Here is a 20,543-nt window from a genome sequence, read left to right on the forward strand (position 1 = left end):
CCGCTGGTCGGTCCTCGTGGTCAGTCCCTCTTACAGATCCGGTCGAGGAGGTTCGCGGTGGCGCGCTGGACCCGGGCGTCGACATGACCCGGCCGGTCCAGCGCCGGCGACCAGGCGAAGGTGCCGGAGGCGAAGACCCAGGCGCCCGAGGGAGCCCGGTAGAGGGAGGTCTCCTGGTGGCGCAGGGCCCCCTCGCCGTCGCGGTAGGGCGAGTGCGCGAGCAGGATGCGGCCCTCGTGCTCCGGCAGCGCCGTGCGCGGGAAGTAGCGGTCGGCCTCGCCCGCCACCAGGCCCGGGAGCTCGTCGCCGTCACCCGCGCCGGTCGCCTCCCAGAGCCAGTGGTCGGCGTTCCGCACGACCAGCGGGTGCGGTTCGGGCACCCGCCCCGCGTACTGGATGCCGAGGAGCTGCTGCTCGGGCCGGTCGACCTCGCGCCAGAGCGCGGGGCGGCCGGGGCCGCGCCGCTTGCGGCACGTGAGGAGGCGGTCCGGCACCCCGGACGGCGAAGGGCCCAGCTCCACCTGCCAGTACATGGTGTTGGCGGAGAGGAAGACGAGGGACGTGCCCTGGTCGCGGGCGAGTTCGGCGGTCCTGCGCATCGGCACCGACCAGTACTCGTCGTGGCCCGGGAAGACGAGACCCCGGTAGCGGCTCGGGTCGACCCGGCCCGCGTGCAGGTCGCGGGTCTCCGCGTACGCCAGGTCGTAGCCGTAGCGCTCGGCCCAGCGGATGAAGTCGTAGGCGTGCCCGACGTGCAGGGGCAGCCCCGCGCCCGCGTACGGCCGGTCGAAGGAGACGGTGACGGCCGCGTCCTCCTCGCCGAGCAACCGGCCCTCCTCGTCCCAGGCGTGGTAGAGGCTGGCGCCGGTGCGGCCGTCCTCCGGGTAGAGGTTGTACGCCTGCCAGGTCACGTCCGGGAGAAGGAGGAGCAGATCCGCCGGGTGGTCGTCGCGGACCGTGAAGGGGATGTGCGAGCGGTGGCCGTCGGCGGTGGTGAGCACGGCGACGTACGCGCCGACCGACCAGTACGTGGGGACCTGGAGCCGCCAGGACTGCCACCAGTGGTGACAGGAGACCGTGCGGTCGGCGGTGAGGGGCGCCGGCTGGACGATCCCGGAGAGGCGCGGGCTGGTGGTGATCTTCGCGGCGCCGTCGCCGCCGTAGTGCCCGATCCGGTAGACATCGACCGAGAACTGCTGCGGCGGGTCCACGGTGATGTGGAAGTCGATCGACTCGCCCGGCGCGACCGCGCCGTCGGAGGCGAAGCCCTTGATCTGGCGCCGGACGTCGTCGGCCGTGCGCGGGCGGCCGCTGCCGCCCCGGGCCAGGATCTCGTCCGCGTACCAGGGGACCATCTGCCCGGTGTCGTCGAAGTAGTTCTCCGAGCCGCGCAGCCAGGGCAGCGGGCCCTGGCCGAAGGGATCGGAGACGGCGTGCGCGAGCGCACCCGACTCCCACCGTCTGATCTGCTCCGCCCCCATGTGCGCCCCTCCCTCGACTCCCCCGGGTCGGCTGGTCAGTGCCTTTGGATCCTGCTTCTGTCAGTGACGGTCCCAGCACATCACATAACGCACGCGTTCCGTCACCGTTCGTCGTGAATCGGTGAGAGTGGAAGCCAAGCCTCCGGGTAGGGCCGCCGCGAGAGCCCCTCAGACCAGGCGTACGGGCTTCTCCGGCCGCACTCCGGTGCGGGTGAGCCAGGCCCGCAGGGGCTCCGGGTCGCCGTCTTCGACGAGCGCGAGGACGCGGGGGCCGAGGTCCGCCGCCCGCTCGCCGCCGACGAGGAGGGCCGGTCCGTCGAGCCAGTCGAGGCCGGGCACGGCCTCGGCGGTGTCCACGGCCGCGCAGCAGACCATCGCGGTCACGTGGTCGGCGAGGAGGTCGCGCCCGGTACGGGGCGGCTGGAGCGGGAACAGCGGCAGGGGGCCGTCGGGACCGCTGACGGGGGGGTGAGGGGGTGCGGGGGGCGGAGGGGTGGGGCTGGGGGCGTGGGAGGTGCTGGTGGGGCCGGTGGGGTCGGCAGGGCCGGTGGGGCTGGCGGTGCTGGTGCCCTCGGCGCGGCCCGCGGGGTCGGAGGCGCCGGTCCCGCCGCCCTTCCTGGTGGTACGGGCCGTCGCGGCCGCCGCGGCGACGCGGGCCTCCCTGGCCGCCTCCTCCCGCGCGAGGAGCGCGCTGAGCGCTCCGGCGAGGGCCTCGGCGGCGGGGTTGACCGGATCGTCCGCGTCCTCGCCGGCCGCGTCCTCGCCGGCCGTGTACTCGTCGGCCGCGTACGTGGCGGCCGTGTACTCGTCGGGGGCACCCTCGAGCGCGGGCCCGGCGGCGGAGGCCGGGGCGGGCTGGGTCGTCGTCAGGTGGGCCATCACGCGGGTCAGGGTCGGGCCCGAGGCGCCCGAGGGCCGGCCGTCGCCCGCGTCGGCCACGCCGAGGCCGTCGAGGACCCGGTGCAGGCGCGCCGCGTCGGTCCGCCACTTCCGGTCGACGACCTCTTCCGGGTACTGGCTCCACTCCACCGGGGCCCAGTCGGGGCCGGGCTCGGCCGGGCCGCCGTGGAAGAGACGGGCGGCGAGCAGCGAGGTGGCCTCGTCGACGGCGCCGGGCTCCTCCAGAAGATCGCAGGCGGGCCGCTCGCCGAGCCGGGAGGAGAAGCCGTCCGCGAGCCGGTCCCGGCGGGAGAGCTCGGTCAGGGCGGAGACCACGCCCGCGTCGAGCTTGGCGGGCCAGCGACCCATGCGCCAGGCGGGCAACGCGACCCGGGTGAGGAGCCGGTCCCAGCCCGCGTAGGCCAGGCCGACCTGCTCCTGGGCCACGATCCGCACGCCGTAGTCCACGGCCTGGGCCCGCTCCGAGCCCGCGGCGGCGACCCCGCGCTCCATCTCGGCGGCGTGCCCGCGGCAGGCCCGCAGCAGCACGCGGGCGACCTGCCCGACGCCGTGCGCGCCGAACCGGCGGAGCGGGTCGAGGCCGGGGTCGCGGGGCACGGCGACGGCGGCGTCCAGGCCGCGGACGAAGCGGCGGGCGGCGGCTATGTCGGGGTGGGCGGCCGGTCCCGTACCGGCGACGACCGGGGCGAGGACCGCCCGCAGCTCGCCGACGCGCATCCACCACAGGAAGGGCGACCCTATGACCAGGACAGGAGCGCCGTCGCCGCCGGAGGTGCGGTGCGGGCGGTGGGCCCGGTGGGTGCGGTCCTCCAGCCAGCTGTCGCAGTCCGGGGTGAGGGCTATCGCCGCGGGCGCCGGGACACCGAGCCGGTCGGCCAGATCACGGACCAGCCGGTACAGATCGGGGGCGGCGGTCTCGGCGAGCTCCACCGTCGGCGTGGCCGCCGGACGGGCCCGGGCGACGACGAGCGCGACGGCCGCGGCGGCCAGGAGGACGAGGACGGCGAGGACGGTCACGATCCAGCGGGCCGTGTCCCAGACCGCCCCGGTGAAGTGGCCGGTGACCCCGCCCGCGTACAGGACGACGGCCACCGCGGCGGGGAACACCGCGAGGCCCAGCGCCCTGCCGCGGACGCGGAGGACGGCGAGGGCCCGGGAGCGCGCGGCGCGCGCACCCCACTCCTCGCCGACAACGGAACCGGTACCGGACACGCCGTTCATCACCCCCTCCTGCCCTCGACGGGACTGCCTGTGGCGGTGTTGCTCACTCCCCCACTGTGGCACCCGCCACTGACATCGCAATGCCGGTGGGCCAAGTGCCGGAACGCCTTCGCCGCACCCTAGTTGGGGCTGTGGCGGGCGTCATCCGTATGGCCGAGCCGTCACTCGATGGAATGGCTTTGGGTAAAGGTGATGGCGCTCAGGTGGCCGTGTGGTTCACCACTTCCGCACCACACGGCCACAAGAGGAATCAGGGAAATCAGGCGGAACCGAGCGGGATCAGGCCTCGGCGGCCTTCCGCGCGATGTCCGTGCGGTGCTGCGAGCCGTCAAGGCGGATGCGGCCGACCGCCGCGTAGGCACGCTCGCGGGCCTGCGCCAGGTCCGTTCCGGTGGCGGTGACCGAGAGGACGCGGCCGCCCGCGCTCACGATCGCGTCGCCGTCCCGCTTCGTGCCGGCGTGGAGCACGTACGCGTGCGGGGCGTCCTTCTCCGCGACCTCGTCCAGGCCCTCGATCGGGTCGCCCGTGCGCGGGGTGTCCGGGTAGTTGTGGGAGGCGACGACCACGGTGACGGCGGCCTCGTCGCTCCAGCTCAGCGGCGCCTGGTCCTCCAGGGTGCCGCTGGCGGCGTTCAGCAGGACGCCCGCGAGCGGGGTCTTCAGGCGGGCCAGGACGACCTGGGTCTCCGGGTCGCCGAAGCGCGCGTTGAACTCGATGACCCGCACGCCACGGCTGGTGATCGCCAGACCCGCGTAAAGGAGGCCGGAGAACGGCGTGCCGCGGCGGCGCAGCTCGTCGACCGTCGGCTGGAGGACGGTCTCCATGACCTCGTCGACCAGCTTCGGGTCGGCCCAGGGCAGCGGCGAGTAGGCGCCCATGCCGCCGGTGTTCGGGCCCTCGTCGCCGTCGAGCGCGCGCTTGAAGTCCTGCGCGGGCTTCAGCGGGAGCACGGTCGTGCCGTCGGTGATCGCGAAGAGGGAGACCTCGGGGCCGTCCAGGTACTCCTCGATGACCACGCGGTCGCAGGCGAGCGCGTGGGCGCGGGCCTTCTCGACGTCCTCGGTGACGACGACGCCCTTGCCGGCGGCGAGGCCGTCGTCCTTGACCACGTACGGAGCGCCGAAGGCGTCGAGCGCCTCGTCGATCTCGGCCGGGGTGGTGCAGACGTAGCTGCGGGCGGTGGGGACCCCGGCGCCGGCCATGACGTCCTTGGCGAAGGCCTTGGAGCCTTCCAGCTGGGCCGCCTCCTTGGACGGGCCGAAGACGGGGACGCCGGCCGCGCGGACGGCGTCGGCGACGCCGGCGACGAGCGGGGCCTCCGGGCCGACGACGACCAGGTCGGCGCCCAGCTCGGTGGCGAGCGCGGCGACGGCCGCGCCGTCCAGCTGGTCGACGGGGTGCAGCTCGGCGACCTCCGCGATTCCGGCGTTGCCGGGCGCGCAGTGCAGAGCGGTGACGTCGGGATCGAGGGAGAGAGAGCGGCACAGGGCGTGTTCGCGGGCGCCGCCGCCGATGACGAGGACCTTCACGCCTGCCAGGGTAGCCCGCGGGGCGGGATGCCCTTTGTGCGGGCCACCGAGCGAGACGCCCCTACTCGTTCGTGTATTCCTCCACAACCGTGGCTCCGAGCTCGCGCACGATCAGGTCGTGGCCGGAGAGGGCGGAGTCGACGAGGTCCGGATCGTCCTCCTCAGGGACGTCGTCCTCGGGCGCCACGGGCTGCGGCGCCGGAGGCGTGTACGCGGACGCGGGGCTCTGCGCCGGGGCGGACGCCTGGGCCTGCGCCTGCGGGAAGGAGGGCGGGGCGGCGGCGGGCTGCGCCTGTACGGGGGCGGGCGGAGGGGCCTGCTGGAACGCGGGGCCGGACGCGGCCGGCCGCCCGCCACCTCCGCCTCCGAAGCCGCCGGTGCCGCCGGAACCGCCGAAGCCGGTGGCGGCGGGCGGGGGCGTGGCGCCGCCCGAGGGGTCGATGATCGCCTCGATCTTCCAGTTCACGTTGAACTGCTCGGCGAGGGCCTGCTTGAGGACGTCCTCGCTGCCGCTGCTCGCGAAGTTGTCCCGGGCGCCGGCGTTGAGGAAGCCCAGCTGGAGCGTCGTGCCGTCGAACCCCGCCACCTGGGCGTTCTGGCTGAGCAGGATCCAGGTGAAGCGGCGCCGGTTCTTGACGGCGTCGAGGATCTGCGGCCACAGGTTCCGCACCTGGGCCGTGTCCCCGCCGCCGCCCGTGGCGGCCGGCGCCGGCTGGGCCTGCGCGGGCGCGGGGGCCGGGGCGGGGGTGGGTGCCGCGGCCGCGCCGGGCCAGGCGCCGGGCGCGCCGCCGCCGGGAGTGGCGGCCCCCGGCCAGGCACCGGGCCGGGCCGCGGCCGGCTGCTCCTGTACGGGGACGGGGCTCGGCTGCTGCACGGGCGCGGGCGGCTGCTGTACGGGGGCGGGGGCAGCGGCCGGCGGGGGCGGGGGCGGGGCCATCGGGGTGTGGGCGTCGGGCCCTGGCACGTACCCCAGGGCGGGCGCCGGGGGTCCGGGCGTGAAGACGGGCGCGGGCGCGGCGGCCGCCCCGCGCTCCAGCCGGTCGAGCCGCGCCTGGACGGAACGCTCGTCGTCGAAGGCGGCGGGCAGCAGCACGCGCGCGCAGATCAGCTCCAGCTGGAGCCGGGGCGAGGTGGCGCCGCGCATCTCGGTCAGTCCGGCGTTGACGAGATCGGCGGCACGGCTGAGCTCGGCGGCCCCGAACACGGACGCCTGCGCCTGCATGCGCTCGATGACGTCGACGGGGGCGTCGATGAGCCCCTTCTCCGCGGCGTCGGGCACGGCGGCGAGGATCACGAGGTCCCGCAGCCGCTCAAGGAGGTCGGCGACGAACCGCCGGGGGTCGTTCCCGCCCTCGACGACCTGGTCCACGACCTCGAACGCGGCGGCGCCGTCCCCGGCCGCGAAGGCGTCGACGACGGAGTCGAGCAGCGACCCGTCCGTATAACCGAGGAGGGAGGTCGCCATGGCGTACGTCACACCGTCCTCGGCGGCGCCGGCGAGCAGCTGGTCCATCACCGACATCGAGTCACGCACGGACCCGGCACCGGCCCGGACGACGAGCGGCAGCACCCCGTCCTCGACGGGGATCCCCTCGCGCCCGCACACCTCGCCGAGGTACTCCCTGAGGGTCCCCGGCGGCACGAGCCGGAAGGGGTAGTGGTGGGTACGCGAGCGGATCGTCCCGATGACCTTCTCGGGCTCGGTCGTGGCGAAGATGAACTTCAGATGCTCCGGGGGCTCCTCGACCACCTTCAGGAGGGCGTTGAAGCCCGCCGAGGTGACCATGTGGGCCTCGTCGATGATGTAGATCTTGTACCGGCTGGACGCGGGCCCGAAGAAGGCCTTCTCCCGCAGGTCACGGGCGTCGTCCACGCCACCGTGCGAAGCGGCGTCGATCTCGATGACGTCGATCGACCCCGGCCCGTTCCGCGCGAGGTCGCGGCAGGACTGGCACTCCCCGCAGGGCGTGGGGGTGGGACCCTGCTCACAGTTCAGACACCGCGCGAGAATGCGCGCACTGGTCGTCTTGCCACAGCCGCGGGGCCCGCTGAACAGGTACGCGTGATTGACCCGGTTGTTCCGCAGGGCCTGCTGCAACGGGTCGGTGACATGCTCCTGCCCGATGACCTCGGCGAAGGACTCGGGACGGTAGCGGCGGTACAGCGCGAGAGACGACACGTATACGAGGTTATAGGCGCCCACCGACAACCCGGGAAAACGGAACGGGGGCGGGAACGCAAGCGCCCCCCACGCACCTGCCAGAGCCGACCTACCCTTGCTGCCTTCCGGCCCTGGGGGAGTTCAGTCAGATAGCACCGCGTGAGGGGCTCCGCCCAGCGTACCCGATCCCGACACCTCCCCGACCCGCCCTCCCCCACCCGAACCCCTCCGCCGACCCCCGGCCGACCCCTCCCCGGATCGGGTTCGCGAGCACCCCTCCAGGTCATGTAATGTTCGCGGCGGAGGATTCGCCTAGAGGCCTAGGGCGCACGCTTGGAAAGCGTGTTGGGGGCAACCCCTCACGAGTTCGAATCTCGTATCCTCCGCCATTGCTCTCACCGGGCAATTCGTTGAAGGGCCCCACCGTTCGCGGTGGGGCCCTTCGGCGTTCTCCGTCTCAGTGACCGCCGACGGCCTGTTGCGGACGGTCCGGCAGGCGCTGCGGTACTCGGCAGCGCTCGGCCCGTACCGCCCCCCTCCCGGGAGACCGACGGTCGCGCCAGGGCGCGACCGTGGACGCGGTCGGGGGGCGGTTCAGACCCGGAGGGCCGCTTTCAGGACGGCAGGGAGATGATCTGCCAGGCGACCATGCCCGTGGCTCCGGCCCCCGCGGTGATCTCGATCGGCAGTTGCGCCGGAGCGTTCTCGACCCGCCGGCCGGCGGGTACTCCGTCGCAGGGCACGGATTGCGGTGCCTTGTCGGCAAAAACGACCTTCACCTCCCCTGTGCCGACACAGGCCACGGTGACCTTGTAGGCCTGCCCCTTCTTGAGCGGCGAGCGCGTGTGCACGCCGTCCCGAACCCGCTCCAGTCCCGATTCCACGAACTCCGGGTCATCCGGCGAGACGGTCTCCAGCGCGGCCTTGGCGCGCCGGCCCTGGTCCATCTCGGTGTCCCCCTGGGATGCCTGCGTCCCCGCCGGCTTCCCCGGCGCCGACGTCGGCGAACTCCCTGACGGCGTTCCCTCGTCAGTGCAGCCGGTCGCCAGAAGAGAAACGAGAGCGACGGCGGCGGCCGCGGTCAGCGACAGCTTCGCGGTCCCGCTCCTGCCGGGCTTGGCGCCGACGACCCGCGGAGACCGCGAATCCGGCGGGACAGCAGTCCCGGGTGTTGTAAAAGGCATGGCCCCCACTTTGCGTACTGATGGTGAGGCCACCTGTCAGGTCGGTGAGGTGGCCACGCGCCGCGCCTCGCGCGCGACGTGAAGAGAACGTAGCCCGTAAGGCGTTCCAGACCTCCGACTGCAGGGCCTGGCAGAAGATCGGCTAGCCGACCTTGCGGCCGCCCGCAGGGCTGAACGCAAGCCCTGACAGGGCTTATTCACCGGATCGGGGGGTCATCTGGTGGAGGGACGTTCCTGCTTCCACCTGTCTGTAGCGATGCCGATACTTTCCGTGATGACCAGTCGATGACCAGTCGGCACGAGCAAACAGGGGACATCCATGAGGAAGTTGGCGGCAGTAGCGGTGGCTGCGGGGTTGTTCATCGGAGGGATGGGGGTGGCGGCGGCCGATTCGTGGCAGCGCCTGGCGCCCTTCAACACGGGCGGAGCGCAATTCGCGGAAGGAATGTACGCGTGGGAGCCCCCTGAGGAGCACCAGGGCGCGTTCCACATCAAGGGGGAGCTGCGTGACGTCGGCGTCCACGACAACCACAACGTGTACCTGCAGGTGAAGGTGCACGGCTACGCGTGGAATCGCTTCAACGGCGTGCAGAAGAAGAACGTGTGGCTCGACAAGTTCGTCTACGACGGGGCCAGCCGGTACACGAACACGGCGGAGGTACGCGTGTGTCAGAACCGCGGTTCCTTGCACCCCGACAACTGCTCTCCGACCAGGTACTTCAAGCGTAAGTAGGGCAGTTGGCGATGTCCGCGGGAGCCGCTCACCAGCGGCTCCCGCCCTCATAGGAGTGCGCATCACGATGGACGTCATCCTCCGCGCCGAGGGCGTGGATCTCTTCTACGGCACGCAACAGGCCGTAACCCGTGCCGATTTCACGCTCAAGCGCGGTGAAGTGGCCGCCATCATGGGCAGCAGCGGTTCGGGGAAGTCGTCGCTGCTCTACTGCCTCGCCGGGGTTCTGCCGCCCACCAACGGCACCGTGACCTTCGACGGGGAACGGCTCTCGTCTCTTCCCGACGGGGAGCTCAGTGCCCTGCGCCGGACGCGCCTGGGTTTCGTCTTCCAGTACGGAGAGTTGTTGCCGGAGCTCACCGTCGAGGAGAACGCGGCGCTTCCCCTCCGGCTCGCCGGGATCAGCAAGACCCATGCGCACGCCATGGCCGGCCAGATCCTGGGGCGGCTGGGGATGGGCGACCTGCTACGACGCAGGACCTCGAAGCTTTCCGGGGGCCAGAGCCAGCGGGTGGCCGTGGCACGGGCTCTGGTCCACCGGCCGGACGTGGTGTTCGCGGACGAGCCGACCGGAGCACTCGACAGCGCCAACGCAACTGCCGTGCTTGATGAATTCCTTCGGCTGGCGCGAAGGCAGAAGACCGCCGTCATCATCGTCACCCACGACGCCGAAGTCGCCGCGAAGGCCGATACCCAGTACACGATGTCGGACGGCGTGCTGGCCCAACGGGTGGCAGTGTGAACGCGTTCGTCCTCGGCCTGCGCCTGCTGTGGGGAAGCGGGCGCAGGGCGCGGGCCCGCTTCCTCCTGATGGCGCTCGGGTCCGCACTCGGCGTTTCTTGCCTGGCTGCCGCGCTCACCATTCCGACGATCATCGCCGCCAACGATGCCCGGGTGACGAGTCGCGCGGTTTTCCCGGGTGTGAGCAAGAACGCCGTGTACCAGGAATTTCTGGACCCGTACGGATCGCGGCCCCTGCGGCGGGTCTTCATCGGTCACAGAAGCGAGGGCCCACTACCTGTTCCGCCGGGAATCAAGGCCCTCCCTCGCAGGGGGGAAGCGATCGTTTCGCCGAAGTTGAAAGAGATCCTGGCAGCGAATCCACGCGCCGCAGGCCTGGTGCCCGGTCGCTTGATCGGCACGATCGCCCCGGAGGGCTTGGCCGGCCCCGACGACCTGTACGCCTACATCGGCATCAGCGCCGATGAACTGAGCGAGGCTGCCCCCCTCGGCCACTTCGGTGCCAAGTACACGCAGCACGAGGTGGTGGATCCCTCCACCTTGGACATCCTGCGGTTCACTCTCGGCTGCATCGTGCTGCTTCCGCTCGTCATCTTCCTCTCTGTCTGCGCCCGCCTGTCTGGGGAGTCACGTGCGCGCCGGCTCGCCGCGCTGCGACTCGTCGGCCTCAGCGTGAGGGACACCCTGCGGGTCAATGCCGGGGAGAGTGTGGTCGCGGCGTTCGTCGGGGCTGTGGCCGGGCTCATCGGTTATCTCGGGGTCAATGAAGTCATGGCTCGGGTCGGTTTGCCCGGGTTGCGCTGGTACCCGGTGGATGGGCGGCCGGAGGGGGCGACCGTCGCCATCTGTCTGCTGGGGTGTCCGGCACTCGCATGGGTCGTCGGACAGTTCAGCGCGCGGCGCGCGGCCCAGTCGCCCATCAGCGTGCGCCGGACCGGCGAGTGTAAGCCTCCGAACAAGTACGGGACGCTGTTGTTGATTCCCGGGCTCGGGGTCATCAGCGGCTATTGCTTGCTCAGCGCGATGGGAAGGGATTTGTCGGGCGGATCTGCCAACGCCGTGCTGGTTCCTGTCGCCGTACTGATGACCGGAGCCGGGCTCGTTTTCGGTCTGGCGCCGATCACGGCCTGGCTCTCGCGACTCCTGGCAAAAGCGTCGCAATCTCTGCCTCTGTCGCTGGCCATGAGGCGCACGGAGGTCGATCCAGGGAGCGCCCTGCGGGTGGTCGCCGGGCTCGTGTTGCTGGTTTTCGGTGCCTCGCTGACGCAGGGGGTGCTCATCGAATTGGACCAGGTCAGCCGACGGACGGCTCCGGTGCAGGAGTACAGCCTTTCGGCGGCAGCGCTGAGTATGCGACAGCGCGCTGAAATGACAGCGTTGAGTGGAGTTCAAGCCCATGGCCTGGCCACCCAGTCATGGGCGGCCAGCCTGGAGGGGAACCCAGCCAGGATCCAAGCCGTCTCCGCTACCTGCGCTCAACTGGCTGCCTTCGCTGAGACGACTCGCGGCTGTGTCGACAACAAGGTGCTGCGGATCGAGGATCCCACCTTCCCGTCTGACGAAGACGCCCGTCCCGGCACGAGCTTCCCGTTCCTGCTCAGCAACGGGCGCAAGCTGCTCGTCTCGCTGCCTCAGGACGCTGTCACGATTCGGACTTACCAGCCCTCGGAATTCGCCGGCCCAAGCCTCCTCATCCCCCCCTCGCTGCTCCCCCCGGGCGCCCAACTCGCAGACTCCCGCTTCGTTCTCGTCAGTCGTTCCGACCCCGACACCATCCGCGCCGTTCTCGACGGCATCGGGGCAGTAGCGCCCACCGCCTCTGTGGAGCCCGTCGGGATTGTCATCGACTCGCTCGCCCAGTTGACCGTCATTCGGAGTCTGCTGGTCGTCGGGATGGTGCTCGGGCTGGTGATCGGGGTTTCCGCGTTTGTCGTGTCCGTGGCCGATCGGGCCATGGAGCGGCGGGGGCAGGTGGCCGCGCTGGTGTTGTTGGGGGCTCGGGCGGGGACCTTGCGGGTCGTGCAGGTGGTGCAGGTGTTGCTGCCGTTGGTCGTGGGGCTGGGGGCGGCGATTGTGGCCGGGTGGCTTGCCGAGTCCAGTTATCTGATCACCGGGGGTGGGGCGGTGCACTGGGACTGGGAGGGGTTGCCCGTACTGTTCGCCTCCGCGCTCGGGGTCATGCTGGCCGCCGCGGTCGCCTCCGTTCCCATGGTGCGGCGGCATGTCGATCCCGAGCACATTCGGCGGGACTGACGCTTCAGGCCGCCAGGGTGTGGGTCGTGCGGCTCGTGATGCGGGTCCTCAGGGTCAGCGTGGTCGCCGCCGTGGCCGTGCCGGCCAGGAGGGCCGTCCACCACAGGACCGACGGGCCGAGGGTCGTGTAGGTCGTCACGCCCAGGGTCAGGGCGCCGAAGCGGGCCACTCCCCAGGTCCAGCTGAAGGCGCCCTGGTAGCGGCCGCGGGCGTGGGCCGGGGCCAGGTTCGCGAAGATGCCGGCCGCGATGCCCGCGACGACCACCTCGCCGAGCGACCAGACGACGACCGACACCGTGTAGCCGGCGACGCTGTCGGCGACGCCCGTCAGCGCGACGCCCAGGGCGATCAGCGCGCTGCCCGCGCTCTGCACCACGAGCTGCGGCAGCCGGGCCAGCCAGGCGGTCACGAACGGCTGGAGCGCGACGACCATGATCGCGTTGACGGCCGCCATCGCCCCGTACACCGCCGGCGAGAGGCCGCTGTCGCGGACGGCGAGCGGGAGGGCCACCTCGGTCAGCGAGTACACGAAGAGCTGGACGCCGAAGAGCGGGAGCAGGAGCAGGGCGAGGCGGTCGCGGAGGACCACTCCGTAGCCGATTCCGTCCTTCGTCGGACCCGCCGGGGCGGCCGAGCGCTTCGGTTCCGGCAGGCGCACCGCCACCACCAGGGCGTACACGAGCATCGAGCCCGCGTCCACGGCGAACAGGAGCCAGTAGCCCTGGGCCGCCAGGTAACCGCCCAGGACGCCCGACACGGCCGTGCCGATGTTCACGCCCCAGCCGAAGAGGGCGTACGCGCGCTGGCGCCGCTCGCTGTCGACGGCGTCGGCCAGCAGGGCGTACGCCGCCGGGGAGACCGTGCTGCCCGCCGCGCTGATCAGCAGCGCCGCCGCGGCCATCGTCCACACCCCCGGGGCCATGAAGAGGGCGCCCTGGGCCGCCGCCGCGCCGACCAGGCCGATCAGCATCGTGGGGCGGCGGCCGATGCGGTCGGCGAGGATGCCGCCCACGGCCGGGCCGATCAGGTTGCCCGCGCCGAGCGCGCCGAGCACGTACGAGGTCTCCCCGCCGGTCACTCCCCGCGAGGCGAGGAAGAAGACCAGGAACGGGGTGACGAGGTAGCCGAGGCGGTTGACGATCGTTCCCGCGAAGATCGTCCAGACCACGGAGGGAAGGCCCTTGAAGGCGGCGGAGGAAGCTGTCCGAGGAGGCATGGGAGGAGCATGCTTTCCTTCCCTCACCCCCCACCAATGATTAAGGTCAGAGCGAATCCATCCTCGACTCCAGGACGTGGACGCATGGAAGCCGGGCTCAGTTTCTCCGCCGCCGACCTCGCCCAGACGCGCTTCGCCGTCTCCCCCATGTGGGAGGTCGTCACCAGCTACCGGATCGTCGCCCACCAGCCCGACGCCGCCCCGCACGGGCGCTGGGCCGCCCAGGTCCGGCCCCGGATCGTCCGCGCCGGCCTCGACCGCGGCTGGCTCGCCGCCCTCATCCCGGGCGGCGGATACCTCGCCGACTTCCTCAACCCCACCCCCGCCGGCCCCTTCCCCACCCTCGACGCCGAGCTCGACGCCATCCGCCGCGCCCCCGCCGCGCAGGTACGGGACGACCTCGACACCCTGGAGGCGAAGGGCGGCGACGAGCCCCGGCTGCGGCTGCTGCGCGAGGACCCCGAGGCCGTCCTCCCCAAGGTCACCGACGAGATCGAGACGTACTGGGAGATCGCCCTCGCCCCCTACTGGGCCCGCATCCAGAAGGTCCTGGAAGCCGATGTCTTCCACCGGGCGCGGCAGGTCGCCGAGCACGGTTCGGCGCGGGTCCTCGGCGAGCTCCACGAGACCGTACGGTGGGACGACGGCACCCTGAGTCTCGTACGGCGGCACTGCGCGCTCACCCGCAACGAGGCCGGCTCCGGGCTGCTGCTCGTCCCCTCCGTCTTCGCGTGGCCCCGCGTGCTCACCCGCTCCGTCCACCCCGATCCGCCCCAACTCGCCTATCCGGCGAGGGGTTTCGGGAGCGTCTGGGAACCCCGTACCGCCGCCACCACGGACGCCGTCGCCGCCGTCCTCGGCCGCTCCCGCACCCTGCTCCTCACCGAGCTCGACACCCCGGCCTCCACCACCCAGCTCGCCACGCACTGCGGCATGTCCGCCGCCGGCGTCTCCCAGCACCTCATCGCCCTCCGGAACGCCGGCCTCGTCACCGCCCACCGCAGCGGCCGCTCCGTCCTCTACGCCCGCACCGCCGTCGCCGACCAGCTCCTCAACCCGTAGGGGAGGATCGGGAGATGGTCTTCTTCTCGTCCTCGTGGTCGGAGCGGGTCGTGGTACGTGACGGGGTACGGCTGTCCTGTCGCGACTGGGGCGGCTCCGGACCCGACACGCTCCTCCTCCACGGCCTCGCCGGGCACTCCGGGGAGTGGGACGCCGTCGCCCGGCTGCTCCGCGACGCCGGCCACCGGGTCGTCGCCTTCGACCAGCGTGGGCACGGGCGCAGCGAGCGGCTCCCGGCCGACGTCTCGCGCGCCGCGTACGTCGCCGACGTCCACGCCGTCGTCCGGGAACTCGGCCTCGTACGGCCCCTGTTGGCCGGTCAGTCGCTGGGCGGCCACACCGCGCTCCTCACCGCCGCCGCCCACCCCGCCCTTCCGCGCGCGCTCGTCCTCGTCGAGGCCGGGCCCGGCGGCGCCGACCCCGGCCTGCCGGAGCAGATCGGGGGTTGGCTGCGGGCGTGGCCGGTGCCGTTCACCTCGCGGGAGACGGCCGTCGCGTACCTGGGGAACGGGAAGCGGGTCGTGGGGGAAGGGTGGGCCGACGGTCTGGAGGAGCGCGACGGGGGGCTCTGGCCCCGCTTCGACCCCGGCGTCATGGTCCGGTCCCTCGACGAGAACGCCCGTCGCGCCTTCTGGGACGAGTGGGCCGCCGTCCGCTGCCCCGGACTCGTCGTCCTCGGGGAGGGCGAGCAGGGCGGGATCATCGGCGGCGACGAGTACGCAGAGATGGTCAGGCTCCAGGCCGGTCTCCACGGCGTGAGCCTGCCCGGCGCCGGGCACGACGTGCATCTGGAGCGGCCGGTGGCGCTGGTCGGGGCGATCCTCGGTTTTCTCCGTTCTCTCGACCATCAAGACCCTTGCCTTCGAGTGCACTCCACTTCCTAGAGTGCGCGCATGCGCTATCGGATACTCGGCGGGACCGGGATCGACGTCAGCACCTACTGCCTCGGCACCATGATGTTCGGGGCGGTCGGCAATCCGGACCATGAGGAGTCCGTACGGATCATCCATGCCGCCCTCGACCAGGGCATCAACTTCGTCGACACGGCCGACATGTACTCGGCGGGCGAGTCCGAGGAGATCGTCGGCAAGGCGCTGCGCGACCCGCGGCGCCGCGAGTCGACCGTCCTCGCCACCAAGGTGTACTTCCCGATGGGCGGCGAGGGCCCCAACAAGGGCGGCTCCTCGCGGCGTTGGATCACCCTCGCCGTCGAGAACAGCCTCAAGCGGCTCGGTACCGACTGGATCGACCTCTACCAGGTGCACCGGCCCGACCACCGGACGGACATCGAGGAGACCCTCGACGTCCTCGGCGACCTCGTCACCCAGGGGAAGATCCGGGCCTTCGGCTGCTCCACCTTCCCCGCCGAGGAGATCGTCGAGGCGCACGCCGTCGCCGAGCGGCGCGGGCTGCGCCGGTTCCGCTCCGAGCAGCCGCCGTACTCGCTGCTCGCGCGCGGCATCGAGGCGAACGTGCTGCCCACCGCCCAGAAGTACGGGATGGGCGTGCTGACCTGGAGCCCGCTCGCGTCCGGCTTCCTCACCGGCAAGTACCGGAAGGGGCAGGCGATCGACCTCACCAGCGGGCGGCCCGCGCTCACCCCGCACCGCTTCGACCCGAGCCTGCCCGTGAACGCCGCCAAGCTCGACGCCGTCGAGGAGTTCGTCGCGCTCGCCGACGAGATCGGGTGCTCCCTGCCCGAGCTGGCGATCGCGTTCGCCGCCGCGCACCCGGCCGTGACGTCCGTGATCATCGGGCCCCGGACGATGGAGCAGCTGGAGGGGCTGCTCAAGGGCGCGCCGGTCGTCCTCACCGACGAGGCCCTCGACCGGATCGACGCGATCGTGCCGCCGGGGACCAACCTCTACCAGCCGGACGGCGCCTGGCGTCCGCCCGTCCTCACCGATGCGGCCCTGCGGCGGCGTCCGCTCGGGGAGCGGGCCGCCGGGTGAGCCGGGTCGGTGCCGCGGGGTGTGGTGCCGGGCGCGCGTGCTCCCCTGCCGGGTAGGCCGTACGGACCGCCGGGTCGGCGAACCAGCGCCAACCACGTGCCCGTGGCGGGGTGGGCGTACACCGAGGGCGACGAGTACACGCGGCGATCGCCGGCGGCGCGTACACGGAGATCGACGCCGGTCACGTCGTGTTCTTCGAGAAGGAGGACGAGTTCGTGAAGACGGTGGCCGACTTCCTCCGCCCGGCCGCGTCCTGAATCCATCATGGGACCCATGGGAGACACCAGGTTCATCGACGCTGAGGAACGCCGGGCGCGGCTCGCGGTGCGGCACCGGCTGGCCGGGGGTGCGCGGGCGGGGTCCGCGGCGGAGGTCGGGGGCGCGCTCGTGGCGCTGCACGGGACGGATCCGGCGACCGTGTTCCTCGCGGTGGCGGTGCGGCTGGCCGAAGGTGTCGAGCCCGTCGGAGCGGTCGAGCGGGCGCTGTACGAGGACGGGTCGCTGGTCCGGATGCACGGCATGCGGCACACGGTCTTCGTCTTCCCGGCCTCCCTCGCCGCCGCCGTCCAGGCCTCGACGACCCGGCCGGCTGCCGTCCGCGAACGCGCCACGCTCCTGAAGCACCTGGCGGCCGGCAGCACCTTCGACGCGGCCTGGCTGGCGGAGACCGAGCGGCTCGTCCTCGCCGAGCTGGCCGTACGGGGCGAGGCGACGGGCGCCGAACTGGGCACCGCCGTACCGAGGTTGAGGTCGACGTACGTGTACGGTCCGGGCACCCGCCAGGAAGGGGTGCAGTCCGTGGCGAGCCGGGTGCTGCGGGTGCTCGGGATGGACGGCCGGATCGTACGGGGCCGGCCGCAGGGGACGTGGACGTCGAGCCGCTTCCGGTGGGCGGTCGCCGACGCCCATCCCGAACTGGATCCGGCCGAGGCACGGGCGGAGCTCATGGGGCACTGGCTCGGGGCGTGCGGGCCGGCGACCGAGGCGGATCTGACGTGGTGGACGGGGTGGAAGGTCACGGACGTGCGCAAGGCGCTGGCGGCGGTCGGGGCGCTGCCCGTGACGGTGGACGAGGGGGCCGGGTTCGTCCTGCCGGACGATCTGGGGCCCGTACCGGAGCCGGAGCCGTGGGCGGCGCTGCTGCCCGCGCTCGATCCCACGCCCATGGGGTGGCAGGGCCGTGACTGGTACCTGGACCCGGCCCATCGGGCGGCGCTGTACGACCGCAGCGGGAACATCGGGCCGACGGTCTGGTGGAACGGCCGGATCGTCGGCGGCTGGGCGCAGCGCGCGGACGGCTCCGTCGCCCACAGGCTCCTCGCCGACGTGGGCGCGGAGGCGGCGGGGGCGATCGAGGCGGAGGCGGCACGGCTCGCGGACTGGGTGGGGGACGTCCGGGTGACGCCCCGCTTCCGGACCCCGTTGGAGCGGGAGCTCAGCGCCGACTGACCGTGGCCGGTGCACCCGTCAGTGCTCGTCGTGCCTGTCGACGACCGGGACTCCCAGGTCGGAGAGCCCGTCGAGGACGAGATCGACGCCGACCGCGGCGAGCAGCAGACCGAGCAGGCGGCCGAGGAGCTCGATCGTGGCGTGGTGGGTGCGGCGCAGGATCCGGGTGAGGAGCAGGACGCAGAGCAGGTCGAGCGCGATCACCGCCACGTACGCGCCGACGACCGTCGAGCGCCAGGTGAAGGAGTCGCGCTCGGCCGCCTCGATGAGGACCGCGGTCATGGCGAGCGGGCTCACGACGTACGGCATGAGCAGCTCGCGCACCCCGCTGACCAGGCCGGGGGCGTCCTGGTGGGCGGTGTCGGAACCGAGGTGGAGGCCGAGGACGAGACCGACGGCGTAGAGGAAGAAGATGACGCCGCCCGCGAGCTGGAGGGCGGGCGTACTGATGTGGAAGACGTCGAGCAGCCAGGGTGACGTGATGCCGGTGAGGAGGCCGACGAGCACGGCCGCGCCGGAGGAGACGAGTGCGATGGTCCGCAGCTGGCGGGGGTCGTGGACCTGGGCGAGGCCGGCGAAGGCGAGGAGCACCTTCGGGGGGCCGACGACGGAGAAGAAGGCGATGAAGGCGGCGGAGAAGGTGAGTGCGTTCACACCGGAATCATGGGACGGTCGAGTGATTTCTCCCGTTTTCCTGGTTCCCGTCCGCGCGGTGTCGAGAACGGCGGACCGGCTCCGACTGTGCTGCGAGAGGCAGTGACCGCAGAAGCAGAACGAGCGAGGAGCACGTCATGAAGTACCTGGTGATGGTCCAGGGATCGCAGGCCGACTACGAGGCGATGAAGGGCCGCGGCTCCGCGCAGAGCCCCGCCTGGGACAAGACGCAGCTGAAGGCGATGTTCGACCACATGAACGCGGTCAGCGAGGAGGTGTCCGCGAGGGGCGAGATGATCGACGCCCAGGGCCTCGCCGCCCCGTCCACGGCCCGCTTCGTCACCGTGGACGCCGAGGGGCAGCCGGTCGTCACGGACGGCCCGTACGCGGAGACCAAGGAGGTGCTCGCCGGCTACTGGCTCCTGGACTGCGCGTCCCTGGACCGCGTCACCGAGATCGCCGCCCAGGTCGCCCGCTGCCCGGTCCCGCCCGGCTCCCCGGACCACCCGGTGGTCATCCGCCCGATCGACGAGACGGGCCCGACGCAGGACTGATACCCGGCCGGAGACCCTCAGTGGATCCCGTGGGCCCCGCCGGTCGGGCGGGGCCTGCCCTTCGGGATGAGGAAGGGGGCGGTGAGGGCCGCGGTGGTGGCCGTGAGGGTGGCGAGGGCGAAGGCGGTGGTGAAGCCCGTCGGGGTGGGGCCGAGGGCGAGGGTGGAGGCGACGGCCACGCCGATGGTGCCGCCGACCTCGTGGAAGGTGTTGACGATGCCGGAGGCGAGGCCGGCCTCGTGCGGGGAGATCAGGCCGAGGGCGGTCGTGGTCGCCGTGACGAAGACCGCGCCCAGGCCGAGGGCGGCCGTGGCGAGGGACGGCAGGAGGGTGGTCCAGGGGTCGGCGGTCGGGGTGAGGAACGCCAGGGGCAGGCAGCCGGCGGCGGCCAGGGTCATGCCGCCGGCGGCGCAGACGCGCGGGCCGGCCGTCGTGACCAGGCGGGAGCCGAGGTGCGCGCCGATCGCCGTGGTGAGCGCGATCGGGAGGAAGAGGATCCCGGTGTGGAAGGCGTCCAGGCCGTGGACGTGCTGGAGCCGCATCGAGCCGAGGAAGAAGAACGAGATCAGGAGCGCGGTCGCGACCAGCATGAGCAGGGAGCCCGCGACGACCGGCCTCCGGGTCAGCATCCGCGGGTCCATGAGCGGGACGCGGCTCCTCCGCTCCACCGCAACGAATACCGCGTAGAGCGCGACCGCGCCCAGGAGCGGCAGCAGGGTGGCCGGGTCGGTCCAGCCGGAGTCGCCCGCCCGGACGAGGCCGTAGACGAGTGCGCCGGTGGCGGTGGTGACGAGGAGGGCGCCCGGGACGTCCAGATGTCCGCTCCCTTCCGTGGTCGTGTCCCGCGGGAGGAGTTCGGGGAGGGCGGCGAGGAGTGCCAGGCCGATCGGGACGTTGACGTAGAAGATCCAGGGCCAGCCCGGTCCTGACGTGAGGGCGCCGCCGAGGAGGACGCCGACGGCGGAGCCGGTGCCGCCGACGGCCGCCCATACGCCGAGCGCCCTGGCCCGGTCGGGGCCGTGGAAGGCGGTGCTGACGAGGGCGAGTGCCGCCGGGGAGAGGAGCGCGGCGCCGATGCCCTGGGCGACGCGGCCGGAGAGCAGGAAGGTGGCGCTCGGCGCGAGGCCGCAGGCCAGCGAGGCGGCGGTGAAGAGGGCGAGTCCGGCGAGCAGGACGCGGCGGGCGCCGAGGGCGTCGGCGAGCCGTCCGCCGAGGAGCATCAGCCCGCCGAAGCAGAGGGTGTACGCGGTGACGACCCAGGTCAGGGCGGTGCGACCGAGGTCCAGGTCGGCGGCGACGGCGGGCAGGGCGACGTTCACGACGGTGACGTCGAGGATCAGCATGAACTGGGCCGCGCAGAGCAGCGCGAGGGCCGTCCAGCGGTGGGGGTGGACCGGGGCGTGGGTGAGTACGACGGTGCGGAGGGGCATAACTGAACTGTACGGCACAGTA

Annotated in this window: 17 protein-coding genes, 1 tRNA gene and 1 other RNA gene; 10 read left to right on the plus strand and 9 right to left on the minus strand. The window is 72.5% G+C overall.

Features of this window, described 5'->3' with window-relative positions; all coding sequences use genetic code 11:
* Positions 1 to 20: 20 nt before the first annotated feature.
* The 5 genes from ACZ51I_RS18775 to ffs all read right to left on the minus strand — a co-directional run bounded on the left by ACZ51I_RS18775 (position 21) and on the right by ffs (position 7,465).
* A complete protein-coding gene (locus tag ACZ51I_RS18775; RefSeq protein WP_468876970.1) occupies positions 21 to 1,481 on the minus strand; it encodes a N,N-dimethylformamidase beta subunit family domain-containing protein in 1,461 nt (486 codons plus the stop codon).
* Positions 1,482 to 1,649: 168 nt separating this feature from the next.
* A complete protein-coding gene (locus ACZ51I_RS18780; RefSeq protein ID WP_468876973.1) occupies positions 1,650 to 3,602 on the minus strand; it encodes a M48 family metalloprotease in 1,953 nt (650 codons plus the stop codon).
* 279 nt (positions 3,603 to 3,881) lie between these two features.
* Positions 3,882 to 5,132 (minus strand): phosphoribosylamine--glycine ligase, encoded by a 1,251-nt coding sequence (purD, locus tag ACZ51I_RS18785; RefSeq protein ID WP_468876975.1) that lies wholly within the window; start codon positions 5,130 to 5,132, stop codon positions 3,882 to 3,884.
* A 61-nt stretch (positions 5,133 to 5,193) separates the two neighbouring features.
* Positions 5,194 to 7,311: a DNA polymerase III subunit gamma and tau gene (locus ACZ51I_RS18790; RefSeq protein ID WP_468876977.1), complete on the minus strand. Its 2,118-nt coding sequence runs from the start codon at positions 7,309 to 7,311 to the stop codon at positions 5,194 to 5,196.
* A gap of 55 nt (positions 7,312 to 7,366) precedes the next feature.
* An RNA gene (ffs, locus tag ACZ51I_RS18795) (signal recognition particle sRNA small type) lies at positions 7,367 to 7,465 on the minus strand.
* Positions 7,466 to 7,594: 129 nt separating this feature from the next.
* Here ffs and ACZ51I_RS18800 point away from each other — a divergent pair.
* Positions 7,595 to 7,682 (plus strand) — tRNA-Ser (locus ACZ51I_RS18800).
* A gap of 225 nt (positions 7,683 to 7,907) precedes the next feature.
* On the opposite strand, the gene ACZ51I_RS18805 is transcribed toward ACZ51I_RS18800, so the two are convergent.
* Positions 7,908 to 8,240: a hypothetical protein gene (locus ACZ51I_RS18805; protein ID WP_468876979.1), complete on the minus strand. Its 333-nt coding sequence runs from the start codon at positions 8,238 to 8,240 to the stop codon at positions 7,908 to 7,910.
* A gap of 556 nt (positions 8,241 to 8,796) precedes the next feature.
* Here ACZ51I_RS18805 and ACZ51I_RS18810 point away from each other — a divergent pair.
* The 3 genes from ACZ51I_RS18810 to ACZ51I_RS18820 all read left to right on the plus strand — a co-directional run bounded on the left by ACZ51I_RS18810 (position 8,797) and on the right by ACZ51I_RS18820 (position 12,204).
* Entirely contained in the window at positions 8,797 to 9,210 is a 414-nt protein-coding gene (locus tag ACZ51I_RS18810) for a hypothetical protein (protein ID WP_468876982.1), read from the plus strand.
* 67 nt (positions 9,211 to 9,277) lie between these two features.
* Complete coding sequence (locus ACZ51I_RS18815; RefSeq protein WP_468876984.1) at positions 9,278 to 9,952, plus strand: ABC transporter ATP-binding protein; 675 nt, start codon at positions 9,278 to 9,280, stop codon at positions 9,950 to 9,952.
* On the plus strand, positions 9,949 to 12,204 hold the full coding sequence (locus ACZ51I_RS18820; protein WP_468876986.1) for an FtsX-like permease family protein: 2,256 nt from the start codon (positions 9,949 to 9,951) through the stop codon (positions 12,202 to 12,204). The genes ACZ51I_RS18815 and ACZ51I_RS18820 overlap by 4 nt, the downstream gene beginning before the upstream one ends.
* A 4-nt stretch (positions 12,205 to 12,208) precedes the next feature.
* On the opposite strand, the gene ACZ51I_RS18825 is transcribed toward ACZ51I_RS18820, so the two are convergent.
* A complete protein-coding gene (locus tag ACZ51I_RS18825) occupies positions 12,209 to 13,420 on the minus strand; it encodes an MFS transporter (protein ID WP_468876988.1) in 1,212 nt (403 codons plus the stop codon).
* A gap of 84 nt (positions 13,421 to 13,504) precedes the next feature.
* Between ACZ51I_RS18825 and ACZ51I_RS18830 the strand changes: the two genes are divergently transcribed.
* From ACZ51I_RS18830 to ACZ51I_RS18850, 5 genes are all read left to right on the plus strand, one after another.
* On the plus strand, positions 13,505 to 14,482 hold the full coding sequence (locus ACZ51I_RS18830) for an ArsR/SmtB family transcription factor (RefSeq protein ID WP_468876990.1): 978 nt from the start codon (positions 13,505 to 13,507) through the stop codon (positions 14,480 to 14,482).
* Between the two features lie 14 nt (positions 14,483 to 14,496).
* Complete coding sequence (locus tag ACZ51I_RS18835; protein ID WP_468876993.1) at positions 14,497 to 15,366, plus strand: alpha/beta fold hydrolase; 870 nt, start codon at positions 14,497 to 14,499, stop codon at positions 15,364 to 15,366.
* A 9-nt stretch (positions 15,367 to 15,375) separates the two neighbouring features.
* Positions 15,376 to 16,434 carry an aldo/keto reductase gene (locus ACZ51I_RS18840; protein WP_468876995.1) on the plus strand — a complete coding sequence of 353 codons (1,059 nt, stop codon included), beginning with the start codon at positions 15,376 to 15,378 and terminating at the stop codon, positions 16,432 to 16,434.
* 110 nt (positions 16,435 to 16,544) lie between these two features.
* Complete coding sequence (locus tag ACZ51I_RS18845; protein WP_468876997.1) at positions 16,545 to 16,691, plus strand: hypothetical protein; 147 nt, start codon at positions 16,545 to 16,547, stop codon at positions 16,689 to 16,691.
* 16 nt (positions 16,692 to 16,707) lie between these two features.
* The gene (locus tag ACZ51I_RS18850; protein WP_468877000.1) at positions 16,708 to 17,883 is read left to right on the plus strand and encodes a winged helix DNA-binding domain-containing protein; all 1,176 of its coding nucleotides are present in this window, start codon (positions 16,708 to 16,710) and stop codon (positions 17,881 to 17,883) included.
* Between the two features lie 18 nt (positions 17,884 to 17,901).
* On the opposite strand, the gene ACZ51I_RS18855 is transcribed toward ACZ51I_RS18850, so the two are convergent.
* The gene (locus ACZ51I_RS18855) at positions 17,902 to 18,537 is read right to left on the minus strand and encodes a MarC family protein (protein WP_468877003.1); all 636 of its coding nucleotides are present in this window, start codon (positions 18,535 to 18,537) and stop codon (positions 17,902 to 17,904) included.
* A gap of 137 nt (positions 18,538 to 18,674) precedes the next feature.
* Between ACZ51I_RS18855 and ACZ51I_RS18860 the strand changes: the two genes are divergently transcribed.
* Positions 18,675 to 19,091 carry a YciI family protein gene (locus tag ACZ51I_RS18860; protein WP_468877006.1) on the plus strand — a complete coding sequence of 139 codons (417 nt, stop codon included), beginning with the start codon at positions 18,675 to 18,677 and terminating at the stop codon, positions 19,089 to 19,091.
* Between the two features lie 17 nt (positions 19,092 to 19,108).
* Here ACZ51I_RS18860 and ACZ51I_RS18865 read toward each other — a convergent pair whose 3' ends face one another.
* A complete protein-coding gene (locus tag ACZ51I_RS18865; protein ID WP_468877008.1) occupies positions 19,109 to 20,521 on the minus strand; it encodes a DHA2 family efflux MFS transporter permease subunit in 1,413 nt (470 codons plus the stop codon).
* Positions 20,522 to 20,543 lie beyond the last annotated feature (22 nt).

It is taken from the genome of Streptomyces sp. NPDC034084, from assembly GCF_055575535.1.